At 63.9% G+C, this 17,226-nt stretch carries 16 protein-coding genes; 12 read left to right on the forward strand and 4 right to left on the reverse strand.

From position 1 onward, the window contains the following. Positions 1 to 184: 184 nt before the first annotated feature. A complete protein-coding gene (locus AB4118_RS28260) occupies positions 185 to 1,594 on the reverse strand; it encodes a heavy metal sensor histidine kinase (RefSeq protein ID WP_441492873.1) in 1,410 nt (469 codons plus the stop codon). A gap of 16 nt (positions 1,595 to 1,610) precedes the next feature. Beyond that, positions 1,611 to 2,276, reverse strand: coding sequence for a heavy metal response regulator transcription factor (locus AB4118_RS28265; protein WP_441492874.1), 666 nt, complete (start codon positions 2,274 to 2,276; stop codon positions 1,611 to 1,613). Between the two features lie 569 nt (positions 2,277 to 2,845). Between AB4118_RS28265 and AB4118_RS28270 the strand changes: the two genes are divergently transcribed. Together AB4118_RS28270 and AB4118_RS28275 are read left to right on the forward strand one after the other, a co-directional pair. Then, positions 2,846 to 3,520, forward strand: coding sequence for a LuxR C-terminal-related transcriptional regulator (locus AB4118_RS28270; RefSeq protein ID WP_441492875.1), 675 nt, complete (start codon positions 2,846 to 2,848; stop codon positions 3,518 to 3,520). A 325-nt stretch (positions 3,521 to 3,845) separates the two neighbouring features. Continuing rightward, positions 3,846 to 4,586: a class I SAM-dependent methyltransferase gene (locus AB4118_RS28275; protein ID WP_441492876.1), complete on the forward strand. Its 741-nt coding sequence runs from the start codon at positions 3,846 to 3,848 to the stop codon at positions 4,584 to 4,586. 53 nt (positions 4,587 to 4,639) lie between these two features. Here AB4118_RS28275 and AB4118_RS28280 read toward each other — a convergent pair whose 3' ends face one another. Further along, the gene (locus AB4118_RS28280; protein ID WP_441492877.1) at positions 4,640 to 5,116 is read right to left on the reverse strand and encodes a GNAT family N-acetyltransferase; all 477 of its coding nucleotides are present in this window, start codon (positions 5,114 to 5,116) and stop codon (positions 4,640 to 4,642) included. Between the two features lie 590 nt (positions 5,117 to 5,706). Here AB4118_RS28280 and AB4118_RS28285 point away from each other — a divergent pair. From AB4118_RS28285 to AB4118_RS28325, 9 genes are all read left to right on the forward strand, one after another. Beyond that, positions 5,707 to 6,624: an MBL fold metallo-hydrolase gene (locus AB4118_RS28285; protein ID WP_441492878.1), complete on the forward strand. Its 918-nt coding sequence runs from the start codon at positions 5,707 to 5,709 to the stop codon at positions 6,622 to 6,624. Positions 6,625 to 6,771: 147 nt separating this feature from the next. After that, positions 6,772 to 7,524, forward strand: coding sequence for an SDR family oxidoreductase (locus AB4118_RS28290; RefSeq protein ID WP_441492879.1), 753 nt, complete (start codon positions 6,772 to 6,774; stop codon positions 7,522 to 7,524). 62 nt (positions 7,525 to 7,586) lie between these two features. After that, positions 7,587 to 8,012: a cupin domain-containing protein gene (locus AB4118_RS28295; RefSeq protein WP_441492880.1), complete on the forward strand. Its 426-nt coding sequence runs from the start codon at positions 7,587 to 7,589 to the stop codon at positions 8,010 to 8,012. 112 nt (positions 8,013 to 8,124) lie between these two features. Then, positions 8,125 to 9,072 carry a mechanosensitive ion channel family protein gene (locus tag AB4118_RS28300; RefSeq protein WP_441492881.1) on the forward strand — a complete coding sequence of 316 codons (948 nt, stop codon included), beginning with the start codon at positions 8,125 to 8,127 and terminating at the stop codon, positions 9,070 to 9,072. Positions 9,073 to 9,383: 311 nt separating this feature from the next. Further along, entirely contained in the window at positions 9,384 to 12,314 is a 2,931-nt protein-coding gene (locus AB4118_RS28305) for a PAS domain-containing protein (protein WP_441492882.1), read from the forward strand. Then, positions 12,304 to 12,945: a response regulator transcription factor gene (locus tag AB4118_RS28310; RefSeq protein ID WP_441492883.1), complete on the forward strand. Its 642-nt coding sequence runs from the start codon at positions 12,304 to 12,306 to the stop codon at positions 12,943 to 12,945. The genes AB4118_RS28305 and AB4118_RS28310 overlap by 11 nt, the downstream gene beginning before the upstream one ends. 2 nt (positions 12,946 to 12,947) lie before the next feature. Beyond that, positions 12,948 to 13,310, forward strand: coding sequence for a response regulator (locus AB4118_RS28315; protein ID WP_069881415.1), 363 nt, complete (start codon positions 12,948 to 12,950; stop codon positions 13,308 to 13,310). A 17-nt stretch (positions 13,311 to 13,327) separates the two neighbouring features. Further along, complete coding sequence (locus AB4118_RS28320) at positions 13,328 to 14,020, forward strand: response regulator transcription factor (RefSeq protein ID WP_441492963.1); 693 nt, start codon at positions 13,328 to 13,330, stop codon at positions 14,018 to 14,020. A gap of 87 nt (positions 14,021 to 14,107) precedes the next feature. After that, positions 14,108 to 15,049: an IS481 family transposase gene (locus tag AB4118_RS28325; RefSeq protein WP_441492884.1), complete on the forward strand. Its 942-nt coding sequence runs from the start codon at positions 14,108 to 14,110 to the stop codon at positions 15,047 to 15,049. A 143-nt stretch (positions 15,050 to 15,192) separates the two neighbouring features. On the opposite strand, the gene AB4118_RS28330 is transcribed toward AB4118_RS28325, so the two are convergent. Continuing rightward, a complete protein-coding gene (locus AB4118_RS28330) occupies positions 15,193 to 15,942 on the reverse strand; it encodes an SDR family NAD(P)-dependent oxidoreductase (RefSeq protein ID WP_441492885.1) in 750 nt (249 codons plus the stop codon). Between the two features lie 427 nt (positions 15,943 to 16,369). Between AB4118_RS28330 and AB4118_RS28335 the strand changes: the two genes are divergently transcribed. Then, complete coding sequence (locus AB4118_RS28335; protein WP_441492886.1) at positions 16,370 to 17,200, forward strand: alpha/beta fold hydrolase; 831 nt, start codon at positions 16,370 to 16,372, stop codon at positions 17,198 to 17,200. The last annotated feature ends 26 nt before the right edge of the window (positions 17,201 to 17,226 follow it).

Below are 17,226 nucleotides of genomic sequence, written 5' to 3' on the forward strand. Positions count from 1 at the left end.
ACGGCGATCTCGTCGCCGCCCTCGGCGACCGCAAGCTCCAGCCCGGAATGCCGGTCGAGGTCTTCATCACCACCGAGGAACGCACCGCGCTCTCGTTCCTGACGAAACCCTTCGCCGACCACGCCAACAGGATCTTCAAGGAGAGGTGAGGCGACCGGGACACGTCTCTGCTCAAGCGCCGCGATCACGAGCCATGCGCGCGCATCGAGGCCGGAAACGTCATGCTGAAACGCGTGCCGACGCCTTTGGTACTGACGACCGCAATCAGGCCGTGATGCATGGCCACGATGCTTTTCGTGATCGACAGTCCAAGGCCGAGCCGTCGCTCGGAGCTCGATCGGGAGCGGTCGCCGCGGAAGAAGCGATCGAAGACATAGGGCAGGTCCTCAGCCTCGATGCCGTCGCCGCCATCGGCGACAGCGACGACCACGCTGTCGCCGTCGCGATGGGCTGTGATGTCGATGAACTGGCCAGGTGGCGTATGCGACAGGGCGTTGCTCAAGAGATTGCTCAAGGCTCGCCTGAGCAGCATGGCGTGGCCCACGATCACGAGCTCGGGATCGGTTCTGATCTGGAGCTCGATGCCCTTCTCCTGGGCCAGCGCCGAATAGAACTCGTGCACGTTTGCGATTTCTTCGGCGAGGCGCACGGGCTCCATCTGAAGCTGGACCTCGTCGCTGTCCGCCCTGGCCAGAAAGAGAAGATTGTCGACGATCTGCGCCATAGTCTGCATGTCGTCTCGCGTGTTCTCCAGAACGTCGCGATAGGAGGCCTCGTCGCGCGATTTCGAGAGCGCCACCTCGACATTCAGCAGCATGCGATTGATGGGGCTGCGCAGTTCATGGGCGACGTTGTCGGCATATTGCCGGAGACGCGAATAGGCGCCCTCGAGCCGGTCGAGCATATGGTTGAATTCCAGGCCGAGATGGGCCAGCTCCGTCGGCAGGCCGGCCGTGACGAGGCGCTCATTCGCCGTCGCGCGCTCGATGCTCGCGGTTGCGTGGATCACGCGCCGCAGCGGCGAGAGCTGGCGCCGAATGATGAACCAGCCCACCAGGGCGCATAATGCGCCGGACAGCAAGATCACCGTGACGAGCACGTCCCTGAAGCGGTCGATCGCCATGTCATCGAGTGTCGTATCCATGGCGACCTGGACGACGGTGTCCTTTGGCCAGCCTTCCGCCTGCAGCGGCACAAGCGCGCTGTGCGCCCGAAACCTGAAGCCGTTTTCAGTAATGGTTTCATAATGGGGCGTTGCACCGGGGGCTGGCGTCTGGAAGCGCGTGGCCGGTAGCCGCTTGTCCATGTCCGGTGTCGCCAGCACCAGGTCCGGAAGATTCGTCAACACACGGATCAGGACCTGGCGGGGCCCATCGGCGGCCTCGCTCAGCTCATGCGCGATCATGGCGGTGTCGGGCTTGGACGTCTGCAGGAGAGACCGTATTTCGATGAGGTGCTGCTCGAGAACCTGATCCTCCGTCCACTGCACCGTCGCGCGGACGGCATCGTACAGGACGAAGGCGGCCACCAGGACCAAAGTGAAGGCCGAGGCGCAGAACCAGACCGTCAGGCGGCCTGCGATCGATGCTGGCACGCAGCGGCTCAGCAGGCTACTGGATGACATAGCCGCGCCCGCGGATGGTGTGGATCAGCTTGCGGGGAAAGGGGTCGTCGATCTTCTGTCGCAGGCGGCGGATGTTGACGTCCACGACATTGCTGTCGCAGTCGAACATCATGTCCCAGACCTTGTCGGCAATGAAGGTTCGAGACAGCACATCGCCGCGATGGCGCAGGAGCAGTTCGAGCAGCAGGATTTCCTTGGGCGAAACCGGGATCGGCGTGCCGCCGCGAGTGACCTTGTGGCGCTGGGGATCGACCTTCAGATCATCGAATTGCAGGATCTCGGCAGGAACGGAACTGGCCCGGCGCAAGACTGTCCGGACGCGTGCAAGGAGTTCCGCGAAGGCGAATGGCTTTGTCAGGTAATCGTCAGCGCCCAGAGTCAGGCCCTTGACGCGCTTTTCGATCGCATCCTGCGCCGTCAGCATCAGGATCGGCATGCGCTGGTCGGCCTGCTTCAACACCTGCAGCACCTGCCAGCCATCCATGCCGGGCAGGTTCACGTCGAGGATGACGATATCGTAGCGTCCACCCGGGGCTTCCGTGACGGCGTCCAGGCCATCATGCACCATGTCGGCGACAAAGCCTTCCTCGATGAAGGCCTTGCGCAGGATCGCCGCGGTGCGGACGTCATCTTCGACGATCAGGAGTTTCAACTGTGCGCAGCCCTCCTGTGCACTCCTGAAGGCTGGCGAAGACGCTGCCGCGGCCCATTGCGAAATGCTCCGCCACTGTAGCACAAAATGAACCGCGCGCTTTACGAACTTTGGGAGTGGTTAGTCTCGTCGTTCGCCTGCGAAAACCATGCGCTTGCCTCAGGGCTGCAATGCGCGGCTTCAAAGCGCAGTTCTGGGACAGAATAAAACCTCCTCTTCGGTTCCCGCGAAAATGACAATTCTGTTAACTGGGCGTCATCGATGCGTCATTTCGCGTTCGCTAGCCTGCTCCTCATAGCCAGGTGCCTGTGTCGCGTGAGTCGTGAAGTCGTTCTGATCAAGCCGCAGTTCGTATTCTTGCGGCGTTCGCCGGCAATCGGAACTTCAGCCACACTCTGACCAAAAGCACTTTCACGCTTGAGGAGGTATCAATTGGTGTTTTGGGATATATGGTAGTCTTATGATGTGAATCTATAAGTATAATTCTCTATATTACGATATTCAAATGAAATTGCACAGCAGTAATAGACAATATTGCTTCGGGGTAATAAATCTATGGGGGCAGGGTCATGGCGGACCGATCGATCGCTATAGTCGATGATCACCCGATGTTGATGGAGGGGATCGCTGCGTTTCTGAAACGACGGGGCGGTTTCGCGCTCGCCGCGACCGGGAACGCTGCGGACGATATCGTCTCTATCACCTGCACCCATCAGCCCGATGACATGATCGTCGATCTGGGCATGGCAGGGGATGTTTTCAAGGCGATTGCGGAGGCATCCAGGATCTCCCCCAAGACGAAGATCATCGTGTTCACGGCCTCGGCCAGCACGGATGATGCGATCGGGGCCCTTGATGCCGGGGCGAAGGGCTATGTCCTGAAAGGCGGCCCGGGAGACGACCTCATTCAGGCCCTTCAATGCGCGCAGCGGAACGATGTCTATGTCAGTCCCTCGTTCGCGACCAAGCTGATCTGCGCCTTGAAGGACAAGGCGCTCGAACGACAGAAGCCGGCCTGCAACAGGCTCAGCGTCCGCGAGGAGCAGATCGTCAGGCTCCTGCTTTGCGGGATGATGAACAGCGAAATCGCGCGCGAGCTTTCGCTCAGCAACAAGACCGTAAAGAGCCACATGACCACGCTGATGGCCAAGCTGAACGCCCATAACCGCCTGGAGGCGCTCATCGCCGCGCAGAAGCTGGTTGCTGCGGCGAGCATCCCGGCGTCCAGCCGATACCGCCTGTGAAGGACGGCAGGTCCTGCCGGCTTTACCGAGGCTGACCGGGTTGGGGCGTCGCGGAAACCCATACCTACGCATCGGTGGCCGATGTGAAGCCCGATTCCCAGCGGCCGATCCGAGGCGGCAGCGCATGGCGCAGGGTAAGCGACGATTGGGTCGGAAGTCTGCGAAGCGGTTCAACCTGATCCTCGATCTGCCAGGGGCGGGCTATCGCAGGTTGGCGCCCGATGAGACGTCAGCTTGCGAACCGGAATCGAAGAGCAGGATCGCCCGTTGCGGGCCTGGCTCGTCGCCTTCATCATGGGCTCCGACAACGGGAGCAGCACTGAACATGGTCGATCGAGCGCTCTACGATGATCCTCTGGTCAGCGCTGCTTATAGCAAACTGCGATCCCGGCCAGGGCGCCCTAATGAGGTTATCGAGCAGCCCGCGTTCCTATCGTTGATGCCTCCGCTTCAAGGAAAGGATGTCGTTGACCTGGGTTGCGGTACCGGCGGCTTGGCACGATTGGCTCTCGAACAAGACGTGCGTTCGGTGAAGGCCTTCGACGCTTCGGAGCAGATGATCCGAGAGGCGATCAAGCTCGGTGGCGACGCTCGTGCGTATTATGAGATAAGCCGGATCGAGGATGTCGAGCTTCCCGATCGCAGCGCTGATGTCGTCGTTAGCGGACTTGCTCTGCACTACATCCATGACTTCGTGACACTGTCGAGACGTGTCAGAGGGTGGTTGAGAGAAGGAGGAAGCTTCATTCTCTCTGTTGAGCACCCGATTATGACGTGCGCCTCCCGGCAATGGGCCGAGGCGGCTGACGGCACCCGGCAGCATTGGCCGGTGGATCGCTATCTTGATGAGGGACCGCGGCTTGTACGCTGGCTCGGTGCCGACACGCCAAGGGAACATCGTACCGTCGCCAGCTACGTAAATGCCCTAATCGACGCTGGCTTGATCATCCATCGGCTCCTCGAACCTGGGCCCGATCCTGCTTCATTGCAGCAATGGCCGAAGCTGGCTGACCATGTCCGGCGCCCATCGTTTCTGATCATTCGAGCTGATCATCCGGTGGCCTGACGCGGTCCGGCCTGCCGCAAAAGTACCCACCACTGGTGCGGCCGAACCCGGGTTCAGGCAGGGCTGCGCGGAGCCGATCGCTCCAGGAAGCAATGGGTCTCGGAACGCCCGGTCTCCGCAAAGCCATGCCTGAGATAGAGCGAGCGAACCGGGTTCCAGTGGAGGTGTTCCAGCCGCACGGGCAGGGCAAGCGCGTCCGCGAGCGCAAGGCAATGACGCAGAATGGCCGTGCCCGAGCCCTGTCCGTGAAAGGCCGGCAGGAGATAGAATTCGCCGAACCGGACATGATCCGGCATCACCATCAGGGATAGCGTCCCGATCGACTGGCCGGCGCGCCTGATCAGGAAGAACGGCTTGTCCTCGACGCGGCGCTGGTGAAGGCCCCGTTGGAATGCCTCGTCCCAGGGCCAGCGGCGACGGATATGAGGCCCCATCGCTTCGCGCTTGGCCTCGAAGGCGAAGTCGCTGGCCTCCTGGGTCCGGGGCAGGCGCGGAAAGGCGTAGTCAGGCGGAAGATCGGGCAGGTCCATGAGGCTGAAGCCTAGCGCTATTTCAGGGTTGTCTGGAGTGGGTGATCCTGCCTTTTGCCGGGCGTCAGGGAGATCCATACTGACGCGTTGGTGGCCGATGTGAAGCCCGACGCCGTGTTGCCGATCTGAGGCGGCAGCGCATGATGCAGGGGTGAGCGACGGTTTCAGATCGGAATTCTGCCGCGAAGCTTTGCCTGAGGACGCTGCTCATCTGATCCTGGCGTAACTGAAACAGTCCCGTGGCTCGTCGCTGATGTTCGGATGAACGGTCCAAAGTCGGAGAAGGGCTTCGCGCTTGAGCCCTGCCTTCTCCATCACCCGGGCCGAGCCAAGGTTGGCGGCGCGCTCCCGGAAGCCAAGGGGCGACGCCGCGTCTGACGCTCCGGCTTGCGTTCCGGCGATCGCCATTCGCGACCGATGGTCCGCCGCCGTGTCGCAGAATTCGCCCAGTATTCGACACCCGTCAGCTGATGATGCGGACCTATAACATGGTATGGTTCACCCTATCCTCAGACCCAATCGACCGCTTGGACAGCTCAACCTAGCGTCGTCGATACCGTGAATAGAACGGTGGTCAGTAGGAGACAGACATGAGCCTGGACATCGCCTCACGCCCCGCCAAGCCGGGGCCCGAAGAGTTGGTGCCGTCGCGCTACGCGGTACGGATCGGCGAGATTGACGTGCTGGTGGTCAGCGACGGGGTGCTGCCGCTTCCCACCAAGATGCTGGGGCACAACGCCGAGCCGGCCGCGCGGGCAGCCTGGCTGAACGACATGTTCCTGCCGCCCGACGCTTTCGACTGGTCGCTGAACGTGGTCGTGGTCCGCAGTGGCAGCCAGACCATCCTCATCGACGCCGGGCTGGGCCTGGACCCGAACCTGAACCTGCCGCGGGCCGGGCAGCTGGTCAGGCGACTGGAGGCGGCCGGCATCGATCTCGCGTCGGTCACCGACGTGGTGCTGACCCATATGCACATGGACCATATCGGCGGGCTCCTCGTCGACGGGGTGAAGGACCGACTGCGCCCGGACCTGCGGATCCATGTGGCGGCCGCCGAGGTGAAGTTTTGGGAGGCGCCCGACTTCACGCACGTCAACATGCCGGCGGGTTTCCCGGATGCGCTTCGGTCGGCCGCCAAGCGGTTCGCGGAAGATTACCGTGAGCAGTTGCGGCCGTTCGATGAGAAGCACGAGGTGGCGCCAGGCGTAGTCGTCCAACGCACCGGCGGCCACACGCCCGGGCACAGCGTCGTCCGCCTGGCATCCGGCGCAGACCGCCTGACATTCGCCGGAGATGCCGTTTTCGCGGTCGGGTTCGACCACCCCGACTGGCATAACGGTTTCGAACACGACCCCGAGGAGGCGGCCCGCGTTCGTGTCCGCCTTTTGACGGAGCTCGCCGCGACCGGCGAGCAGCTGGTGGCCACTCACCTGCCGTTCCCCTCTGTCGGCCGCGTGGCGGTCGAGGGCGATGCCTTCCGCTTCGTCCCGGTCTTCTGGGACTACTGACCACCTTTTGGGGTGGGGCCGAACCAGGGTGTGCAGCCTTCAAGCCCATGCCCGGTTTGGCCGACGAGCCTGACCTCGATGAGGCCGTTCGCACTCAGGGTCTATCGAACGGCGTGCCGCATGGACGGCCGCGAAAGGAGACATCTCATGAAAATCATCATTATCGGTGGCACCGGACTGATCGGATCGAAGAACGCGGAGCGACTGCGCAAGCAGGGGCATGAGGTCATTGCGGCTGCCCCCAATACCGGCGTCAATACGATCACCGGGGAAGGTCTGGCAGAGGCCCTCAAGGCGGCCGAGGTCGTGATCGACCTCGCGAACTCACCGTCCTTCGAGGACAAGGCCGTGCTCGAATTCTTCCAGGTTTCGGGCAGGAACCTGATGGCTGCGGCAAGGCAAGCCGGCGTGAAGCACCATGTCGCGCTTTCCATCGTCGGCGCCGACCGGCTGCCCGATAGCGGCTATCTCCGCGCCAAGGTCGCGCAGGAAAAGATCGTCAGGGAATCCGGCATTCCCTACACGATCCTGCGGTCCACGCAGTTCCTGGAATTCCTCGGCGGCATCGCCCAGGCCGGCACGGTCGGCGACACGACCCGTCTGTCGACGGGCAATCTGCAGCCGATCGCGTCCGACGATGTCGCCGATTTCGTGGCGGAGGCCGCTCTGGCCGCCCCAGCCAATGGCATCATCGAAATCGCCGGCCCGGAGCGCGCGCGGCTTTGCGATTTCGTCGCGCGCTACCTCAAGGCGATCGGAGACAGCCGCGCCGTCGTTGCAGATCCGGAAGCCCAGTATTTCGGGACCAGATTGGAGGACGGCTCACTCGTCTCCGACGATAAGCCCCGCCTCGGCCGCATCGAGTTCGATCGCTGGTTCGCGACAGCGCCGCGAAAGTAACCACCTGCGCATGGGCCTCATCTGAGACGGCCCGGTGCCTGAACCATGAAAGGACTCTGGATATGATCAAGCTGTTAGGGTCTGCGGTCGTGTTGACGGCCCTCCTGTCGGGGCCGGCCCTTGCGCATGACACGCCCGGTGGCGGAAAGGGCGCAAAGGTCACGTTGGTCTATGACCACGTCCTGCCGAACGTGCCCGGCAAGAGCATGAGGGGCGTTCTCGTGGAATACGCTCCGGGCGGCTTTTCGGAGGGCCACACCCATCCGACCTCCGCCTTCATCTACGCGACCGTCCTCGAAGGGGTGATCCGCAGTCAGGTCAATGATGGCCCCGTCAAAGACTATCGGGCCGGCGAAAGCTTTTCGGAGCTGCCGGGAGACCGCCACGGCGTCAGCGAGAATGCCAACAAGACGCAACCCGCAAAGCTCCTCGCGGTCTTCGTGGTCGATACCGCCCAGCAGGAGCTGACATTCCCGCTCAAGAAATAGAGGGACAGGCCAGGTGGACGATCCGGTTTCCCGATCCGGTTGCACGATCCGGGCGCCCGATCCGGTGCCTGGCCGTCCTTCGACATGACCAACCGCTATCGGTGAATCCCCCATGTTCGGTGATGACCACTTCCTCTCGCTTGTCCTGATCAACGTGCTCGGTGCTGCCGGCATCGTCGTGTGGCACGTTCAGGGCTGCAACCGACCGACCGGTCGCCTGATCGTCCAGATCCTGTTCTTCACCGGCATGAGCCTGATGCTCGGCATTGGAGGCATCGCTCCACATCAGCCCGATCGCATCTACACCGAGGGTTTTGCCGCGTTGCTCGCCAAATCGGCGCTGATCCTCTGGTGGACCCATCTCGCTTGGACGATCATCGGCTTCATCCACATCTATGTCAGGCTCAATCGCAAGCCGCGGGAAGCCCACCTCATCTTGGACATGGCCATTGCCGTCATCTATCTCGGCGTGGCGCTGTCGGTCATGGGTTTCGTCTTCGGCATGCCGATAGCCACCCTGGCGACAACCTCGGGTGTCGTCGCCGTCATCCTGGGCCTGGCGTTGCAGAACACGCTCGGGGATGTCTTTTCCGGCATCGCCCTGACGCTCGGCAAGGCCTATGCGATCGGCGACTGGGTCCAGTTGAGCGACGGCACTGCGGGACGTGTCACCGAAACCAACTGGCGCTCCACCAACCTGCTGACCGGGGTGAACAATGTCGTCGTGCTGCCGAACAGCGTGCTCGCCAAACAGAGCCTGACCAGCTTGAGCCGCCCTGACGAGTCGCATCTCATCACCTTGAGCCTGCGCTTTGCCGCGGGGCAAAGGCCACGCGTCGTCGAGGACGTCATGCGCTCCGTGCTCGAAACCAGCACCCGGATCGTCAAGGACCCGGCGCCGGCCGTTGTCCTGAAGGCCATCGATGCGGCTGCAATCGAGGTGGAGTTGCAGTTCCGTGTCGCGAGCCTCGCCATGGGGATATCCGCCAGGAACGAGATCATCGACCTGATCCATGACCAATGCGGTGCAAGCGGTCTTTCGCTGGCCATGCCCGCCTAGGCCACAACGGGCCCAGGCGGAAAGCGGCGGCGGGTATCCTGCGCCGGGTGCTGGCGCGCGCTCATCCCCGCCCGGTCCCGGACCCCTGCCTGGACCGGCACGCCCCGGTGGCGTTGCAACGGGAGGAGAGGCGGCTACCCGCTGCGACCGGCCGCTTGCACGGCGACGTGCAAGTCATGGATTTCCATAAGTGCGGCGCAGCCGTCCCAGCGTTAGGTTTCGCTGAGTTTGCCAGCCGTGTCTTCGAGGACTGGTGCTAGTGAAGCTGTGACGGTTTCCAGGCATTCCGTCTCCGGAGGGAGCAGCCGACCATGATCGCAGCGCTTCATCGAACGCCGTCGGCCCTGATCATCGGGACGCTGGCTCTGGGTCTGTCAGCATGCTGGCTGGCCGGAACTCCTTTCGGCCTCCTGGCTCCGCTCGGTGCAGTCTTTCTCCATGCGCGCGGCTATCTGCTTGTGTCGCTCTGGGCCGCGCTGCTCACCGCCATTGCCGGTGCGACCGTCGCCGCCCTGCTATACCCGGGCGCCATACGGGAGGCCGCGCTGTCGCTCGGGGCATTCCTCCTGGTTGCCGCTTGCATCGCCGCCCTCGTCTTCCCCGAGCCCACCAGCCGCAGCGCTCGGATCGGGACAGCATCGCGGCAGGTGCCTGGCCGTCCGGACGGGATCGGAGCCGCTCCGGGCGAGGCGATCGAGAGCGCCGTCCACCCGGAGGACAGGGCTGCGATCGCACAGGCGGCGGCCTACGCATTCTGGACCGGCGTGCCCCAGGTGACGAGCTATCGGCTGCGCCAACTGGACGGCAGCTATCGCTGGACTGAACTCCGTGCAGAGCCGGGCTATGGCGTCAGCGTGAATGTCGACGCCATGGTCTCCAGGCCGGGCGACCGCTGGACCATCGCGCAATCCCTCGGCGAGACCGTGGACGCGGTCAGCGCAGCCAAGGTGATCGAGAGCCTGCACGGCAAGGCCTGGGCTTTCGACGCGATGGGCAAGTTCACCTATGTGACCCCCGCCGCCCAGATCGCCATCGACATGGCCCTGGAGGATCTCAACCGCCGCCTCGGCGAGCGCGAATTCATCGATGGCGGCGAGGCCGGCTGGATGCGCGGTGTCCATCCCGAGGATGTCGACAGGGCCGCCTCGACCCTGCGCCATTGTCTGAAGACGGGAGAGTCGTGGAACATCGAGTACCGGATGCTGCGCGCGACCGGACATTATGTCTGGCACCGCATCTCGGCGCGGCCGACGCGGGATGGCGAGGGGCGCATCACGGGCTGGTTCGGCACCTCGATCGACATCGACGTCTACAAGAAGACCGAGGCCGCCCTGCGCGAGAGGGAGCAGCATCTCGCGCAGTTGATCGACACGGTCCCGGCCATGATCTGGAGCATGACGGCGGAAGGCCGGCCCGCCTATCTCAACAAGCGGATGATGGAGGTGACTGGCGCCACGCTCGAGACGGTCACGGCGCCGGATGGGGCTCTCTCGTTGAGGAAGATGATCCACCCCAATTTTCTGGAACTGGCAGAACAGACCTTCATCAAATCCGTCACGACGGGGACGCCCTACAATATCAAATACCTTCAGCATCGAGCCGACGGCAGCTATCGATGGACTGAAACGCGTGCGGAAGCCCTGCGTGACGACGCAGGCAAGATCGTCCGCTGGTACGGCGTATCCGTCGATATCCATGACCTGATCACCACGCAGACCGAGCTGCACTTCCGGAAGCAGGAACTGACGCGGCTGGTCGATCTGGTGCCGAGCTTCCTCTGGCGGTTGACGCCCGCCGGGGAGCCGAATTTCTTCAACCGCCGCTTCCTCGATTTCCTGGGTCTTGACGAAGGCGGTCTTGAACAGCCCCAGACGGAGCCTTACGCGGCAGCCCTGAAGGCAGCCATCCATCCCGACGACGCCGAGCGTCTATGGGCCGAATTGAAGCAATGCCTGCTCTGCGGCCAACCTTTCTCGATGCGCTACCGCCTGCGCCGCCATGATGGTGTCTATCGCTGGATGGACGGGCGCGCGGAGCCGCTGCGCGATGAAGGCGGCAGCATCATCCAGTGGCACGGCCTGTCCCACGACATCGACGATCAGCTTCGGGTGGAGGAGGCGCTCAGGGAGAGCGAACGTTCGCTGCGTCAGCTGGTCGAGACGCTGCCGGCCCTCATCTACTGCGCCGCACCGAACGGCGAGCCGATCTATCGAAGCGAGAAGCTGCGCGAATTTCTCGGCTTCGGGCTCGGGGACAAGGATGAGGAGGGCAGGACACGACTGGCCGGTACCCTGGAGACGATCATCCATCCCGACGACCTCCCCGACGTCAAAGAGAAATATGGGTTCTCGCTGGCGACGGGCTCCTCCTATGCGATGAAACACCGCCTCCGCCGGGCGGATGGCGCGTATCGCTGGGTCGAGACGCGAACCGCGGCGATGCGAAATGTCGAGGGGGAGATCGTCCAGTGGAACGGCATCTGCTTCGAGATCGAAGATCAGGTGCGCGCACAGGAAGCGCTGACATTCACGCAGGAACGCCTGGCGCGCGCAGCCCAGGCCGCAAGCCTTGCGGAGCTCTCCGCCTCGATTGCCCATGAGGTCAACCAGCCGCTCGCCGCCGTGGTCGCCAATTCCCATGCCTGCCAGCGCTGGCTCACCTCGGACCCGCCCAATCTGGAGCGGGCGCAGAAGACCGTCGAGCGCATCATCCGCGATGCGAATTCCGCGTCCGACGTCGTCGGTCGGGTCCGCGCCCTGTTCAGGCAGACGGGCGAGGCGCGAAACCCCTGCCAGCTCGGCACCATTCTCGAAGAGGCCCGGGGTTTGATGACGGAAGAGGCGGCCCGGCGCCGCATCCGCATCGAGATCGACGTCGAGGCCGGGCTTCCGCCGCTGGACCTGGACCGGGTCCAGATCCAGCAGGTTCTCGTCAACCTGATCCGCAACGGCCTGGAGGCGATGGAGCCAGCGCAGCGCGGGGTGCTTCGCATCCGCTGCCTGCGCGCCGACGATCTCATCCGCACCGAAGTCCGGGACACGGGCGAGGGCATCGGTGCGCCTGAAAAGGTGTTCGAGCCGTTCTTCTCAACGAAACCCAATGGAATGGGCATGGGCTTGGCCATCTCTAGAACAATCATCGAAACCCATGGCGGACGTCTCTGGGCCGAGAACAATCAGCCCGGCGGGGCGACGTTCATCTTCACGCTGCCCGTTGAAACGAAGGCGGATCATGACCGCTGACGATATGATCGTGTTCATCGTCGACGACGACGCCGCTCTCCGGGAGGCGCTGGGCGAGCTGTTGGCGGCAAACGGCGTCCGGTCCATCCCGTTCGAGACGGCTGGCGACTATATCGGCGCGGACAAGCCTGATCTCCCGGCCTGCCTGATCCTCGACGTCGAGCTTCCCGATATCAACGGGCTCGCGCTGCAAAGGCAGATCGCACAGGGAAATCATCCGCCGATCGTGTTCATCACGGGGCATGGCGACATTCCGTCCTCGGTCGCCGCCATCAAGCATGGCGCCGTCGATTTCCTGACCAAGCCCTTCAGCGATGTGGCGCTCATGAGCGCGATCCGCGCGGCGATCGCGCAGGATCTGGAAACCAGGGCGAAGCGCGGCGAACTCGCACTGCTGAGGCAGCGCTATCGCGAGCTCTCCCCTCGGGAGCGCGAAGTCCTGCCTCTCGTGGTGAGCGGGCTCCTCAACAAGCAGGCGGCGGCCGCGCTCGGCATCAGCGAAGTCACCCTTCAGATCCACAGAAGGAACGTCATGCAGAAAATGTCGGCGTCATCGCTCGCCGACCTGGTGCGAATTGCGGAGCGGTTGGAAATCCCGATCCAGCATTCGCGCCGGATGGGAGGAGCCTGAGCGTGAGCAAGCAGAGACATGTCGTGGCCGTGGTCGATGACGATCCGAGATTGCTCGAGTCGCTCGAGGACCTGCTCGAGTCGGCCGGCTATGCGGTTCGCAGCTTCCCCTCCGCGGCAGGGCTGATCGGGGCGGGCCTCTCCGGGTTGGATCTCCTCATCACCGATATCGGCATGCCGGGGATGGACGGCTTCGAGCTGCGTGACCTCGTAAACCGGGAACGCCCGAACCTGCCGGTCTTTCTCATCACCGGGCGCCACGAGATTGCCGGGCAGATCAGGGCGCGCGCCGTGGAGAGCTTCTTCTGCAAGCCCTTCGACGGCCAGGCCCTGCTCACGGCGATCGCCAGAGCCTTGCGTCAATAGAGAGGTGGAAGGTGGACATGATCGTTGACCGCTCGCTTGCCCGAAATTCCGCGCCGCGCTCGGCCCAGCGCCCGGCCGAGGCGGAGCAGCCCCTCGTCATCATCGTCGATGACGACGCTTCGGTGCGAGAAGCGTTGTCCGAGCTGATGCTGTCGGCCGGCTTCCAGGCGGTGTCGTTCGGATCGACACAGGCCTTGCTGGAGACCGGCGCACTCGACAAGCCGGGGTGCCTGATCCTCGACGTGCGCATGCCCGGCTCCAGCGGGCTCGACCTCCAGCGCCAGCTGACAGCGAATGGACATCCCAAGCCGATCATCTTCCTGACCGCGCATGGCGACATCCCCATGACCGTTCAGGCCATGAAGGCCGGCGCGGTCGACTTCCTGACGAAGCCGGTCCGCGACCAGACGCTACTGGACGCCGTCAGCGCCGCGATTGCGCTGGATGCGGCGCGACGGGCGGAAGCGGCGAGGGTCAAGGGCCATGCCGAGCGCCTGCGGACCCTGACGCCGCGGGAGCGCGAGATCATTCAGGAGGTCGCGCGCGGCCGTCTCAACAAGCAGATCGCCTTCGACCTCGGCATCAGCGAGGTAACGGTCAAGCTGCACAGGGGCAACCTGATGCGGAAGATGGAGGTCGCCTCCATCGGCGAACTGATCCGGGCCTGGGAGGCCTTGCCCGTCGGCCTGCGCGAGGCGCAGGCGGCCTAGCTGTCGAAGCTATGAAGGTTGTTCATCCGGGCCGGTGCTGAGAGGCTGGGGTTGCGAAGCTCCAACGCCTGCGCCGGAGGTGCCCGGATGAACGTTCATCAGAATGCCCGTTTGACGCCTTGCGGTCGAGCCCTGCTGGCAGAGCGGGTCGAAGGGGGCTGGTCGGTCAAGGCGGCGGCACTGGCGGCGGGCGTCTCGGGCCGCACGGCCCATGCCTGGCTTCGCCGGCACCGGCAGGGCGGCGCGCGCAGGTTTCACGACCGCAGTTCAGCCCCGCATCACTGTCCGCATGCAACGCCTGTGCAGCGTGTTGCCGAGATCGAGGCGCTGAGGCGTCGCCGGCTGAGCGGCCCGCAGATTGCGGCTGCGCTCGGCATGCCGCGCTCAACCGTGGGAGCGATCCTGCGCCGTCTGGGATTGAACCGATTGTCGGCGCTGGAGCCGAAACCCGAGATCCTGCGTTACGAGCGCGCCGCGCCGGGCGAGTTGATCCACCTCGACATCAAGAGCCTGGGCCGGATCGACGGCGTCGGCCACCGCATCACCGGCAACCGCACCGGCCCAGGCCGCAATCGCGGCATCGGCTGGGACCATCTCCATGTCGCGATCGACGATGCCTCGCGGCTGGCCTTCGTCGAAGTTCTGCCAAGCCTCGGCCGGGACGACGCGACGGCCTTCCTCGAACGCGCGCTCGCCTGGTTCGGTCGTCTCGGCGTCACCGTCGAACGGGTGATGACCGATAACGGCTCGGCCTATCGCTCGAAGCTCTTCGCAGCCGCGCTCGCAAAGGCCGGCGCCCGCCATGTCCGCACCCGGCCCTACACCCCGCGAACCAACGGCAAGGCCGAGCGCTTTATCCAGACCAGCTTGCGCGAATGGGCCTATGCAAGACCCTATCAGAGCTCGGCAGAGCGCCACGCCGCCATCGGACCATGGGCCGACAACTACAACCTCTCCCGCCCTCACTCAGCCCTCGGCGGAAAGCCGCCATGGACAAGACTGAACAACCTTCTTGGAAACGACACCTAGGTGACGCGGAGTTGGAGCGCCGCTCCCGGGGGAAAGGCGGGGATGCTCCAGCCTTGACGAAGGCGAGGGCGCGGCAATCCCGCCGCCGCGCCGCGATCATCGGGATTTTCGGCGCGGGGGAGGGCGTAGGGCCTCTGCGGCGATCAGGTCAGCGAGATGCCGCCATCGACGGCGAGGTTGACGCCCGTGACGAATGCGCCCTCGGCGGAGCAGAGAAAGAGGGCTGCCTGCGCGAGTTCTTCGGCCTTGCCCATCCGGCCGAATGGGATCATCCGTGCGGCCTGCGCTTCGACCTGCGGCTGCGCTTGGGGAGCGACGCCGAGCTTTGCGAGGATCGGTGTGTCGGTCGGGCCGGGGCTGAGCACATTCACGCGGATGCGCCGATCCTTGAACTCCAGCGCCCAGTTGCGGGCGAACGCCTCGATCGCGGCCTTGCTGCCGGCGTAAACCGCGTGGCCCTCCAGCACCTTGCGGCTCGCGACCGAGCTCGTCAGCAGGATCGCGCCGCCATCACGCAGCAGGGGGGCCATCGTCTGCACACCGAAGAAGGTGCCGCGCGCGTTGGTGAGGAATTGCGCGTCATAGTCAGCCATCGTCACGGCGGAGCTGGGCTGAATGCGGATGCCGCCCGCATTCGCCACATAGATATCGGCCTTTCCGAACCGCTCCGCGACCAGCGCGGCGACACGCTCATGCGTGACGACATCGGCAACGTCACCGGCAAGGCCGATGACCTGACGCCCCAGTGCCGTGACCGCTTCGTTGACTGCGATTTCGCGCCGTCCGACGATCACGACCTTCGCGCCTTCGGCTGCGAAGAGGCGCGCCGTCGCGAAGCCGATGCCGCTATTGCCGCCGGTGATCACGGCGATCTTGCTCGACAGTTTTCCCATGTGGACCTCCATTTGGATGATCCGAAGCTGGGCCGGTCTGCGCTGAAATCAAATCATTCGAAAGGTATTATATCCTATACCTCTGTATAGAGTGGATCGACCTGGGGCGTATTGATCGAAAACGACAATAATTTCAGGATCGAATTGCCTCGAAAACCGCTTGTTGCGTGAGTGTTTCCGCGGTTTCGAGGTCGACGGTTCGGGGCATCTGCGATGAATTCGTCTTCCTGAAGTCTTCAGGCCGTCGCTGAATATTTTAGCCTTGGAGGCGTCGATGCCGAACAAAGCCTTTTCCTGCCCGCCCGACCTCACTCGGCGGGATCTCCTGCGCGGCACGGCCGGCATGGCGGCGGCCGGAGCGCTTCCGTTCCCTGCTTTCGCACAACCCGCCATCGCGCCCCCTCACAACAGCAGAAGGAGCCAACGCATGAACTACGTGACGACCAAGGATGGCGTCGAGATCTTCTTCAAGGACTGGGGCCCGAAATCGGCCCAGCCGCTTGTCTTTCACCATGGCTGGCCGCTCAGTTCGGACGACTGGGACGCCCAGATGCTCTTCTTCCTGGCGCAGGGCTTCCGGGTCGTCGCTCACGACCGGCGTGGACATGGCCGCTCCAGCCAGGTCAGCGAGGGCCATGACATGGACCATTACGCCGCCGACGCCGCGGCCGTCATCGAGCATCTCGACCTGCGCAACGCCGTTCATATCGGCCACTCCACGGGTGGGGGTGAGGCGACGCGCTATGTCGCGCGCCATGGCCGGAGCCGCACCGCAAAGCTCGTCCTCATCGGTGCGGTCCCGCCGATCATGGTCAAGTCGGACCGCAATCCCGGCGGCCTGCCGATCGAGGTCTTCGACGGCTTTCGGCGGAGCCTCGGCGCCAATCGCAGCACGTTCTACACCGATCTCGCGGCGGGTCCGTTCTATGGCTTCAATCGGGCCGGGGTCGAGGCGGATCCCAGCCTCGTCCAGAACTGGTGGCGCCAGGGCATGATGGGCGCTGCCAAGGCGCAGCATGACGGCATCAAGGCCTTTTCCGAAACCGATTTCACCGAGGACCTCAAGGTGATCGAGGCGCCGGCTCTGGTCATGCATGGCGATGACGATCAGGTCGTCCCGATCGGCGCCAGCGCACCGCTTTCGGCCAAGCTGCTGAAGCGGGCGACGTTGAATATCTACAACAAGTTGCCGCACGGCATGGCGACCACCCACGCCAATATTGTCAACAAGGACATCCTCGCCTTCATCCGAGGTTGACGATCGAGGACGAGGCGGCGAACGAA

This window comes from Allobosea sp. 2RAB26, from assembly GCF_052115465.1.
GTDB lineage: Bacteria > Pseudomonadota > Alphaproteobacteria > Rhizobiales > Beijerinckiaceae > Allobosea.

Excerpts from the sequence above, each read along its gene's own strand:
- AB4118_RS28270 (WP_441492875.1), top strand. The coding sequence starts at position 2,846 with ATGGCGGACCGATCGATCGCTATAGTCGATGATCACCCGATGTTGATG.
- AB4118_RS28275 (WP_441492876.1), top strand. The coding sequence starts at position 3,846 with ATGGTCGATCGAGCGCTCTACGATGATCCTCTGGTCAGCGCTGCTTAT.
- AB4118_RS28280 (WP_441492877.1), bottom strand. The coding sequence starts at position 5,116 with ATGGACCTGCCCGATCTTCCGCCTGACTACGCCTTTCCGCGCCTGCCC.
- AB4118_RS28285 (WP_441492878.1), top strand. The coding sequence starts at position 5,707 with ATGAGCCTGGACATCGCCTCACGCCCCGCCAAGCCGGGGCCCGAAGAG.
- AB4118_RS28290 (WP_441492879.1), top strand. The coding sequence starts at position 6,772 with ATGAAAATCATCATTATCGGTGGCACCGGACTGATCGGATCGAAGAAC.
- AB4118_RS28295 (WP_441492880.1), top strand. The coding sequence starts at position 7,587 with ATGATCAAGCTGTTAGGGTCTGCGGTCGTGTTGACGGCCCTCCTGTCG.
- AB4118_RS28300 (WP_441492881.1), top strand. The coding sequence starts at position 8,125 with ATGTTCGGTGATGACCACTTCCTCTCGCTTGTCCTGATCAACGTGCTC.
- AB4118_RS28305 (WP_441492882.1), top strand. The coding sequence starts at position 9,384 with ATGATCGCAGCGCTTCATCGAACGCCGTCGGCCCTGATCATCGGGACG.
- AB4118_RS28310 (WP_441492883.1), top strand. The coding sequence starts at position 12,304 with ATGACCGCTGACGATATGATCGTGTTCATCGTCGACGACGACGCCGCT.
- AB4118_RS28320 (WP_441492963.1), top strand. The coding sequence starts at position 13,328 with ATGATCGTTGACCGCTCGCTTGCCCGAAATTCCGCGCCGCGCTCGGCC.
- AB4118_RS28325 (WP_441492884.1), top strand. The coding sequence starts at position 14,108 with ATGAACGTTCATCAGAATGCCCGTTTGACGCCTTGCGGTCGAGCCCTG.
- AB4118_RS28330 (WP_441492885.1), bottom strand. The coding sequence starts at position 15,942 with ATGGGAAAACTGTCGAGCAAGATCGCCGTGATCACCGGCGGCAATAGC.
- AB4118_RS28335 (WP_441492886.1), top strand. The coding sequence starts at position 16,370 with ATGAACTACGTGACGACCAAGGATGGCGTCGAGATCTTCTTCAAGGAC.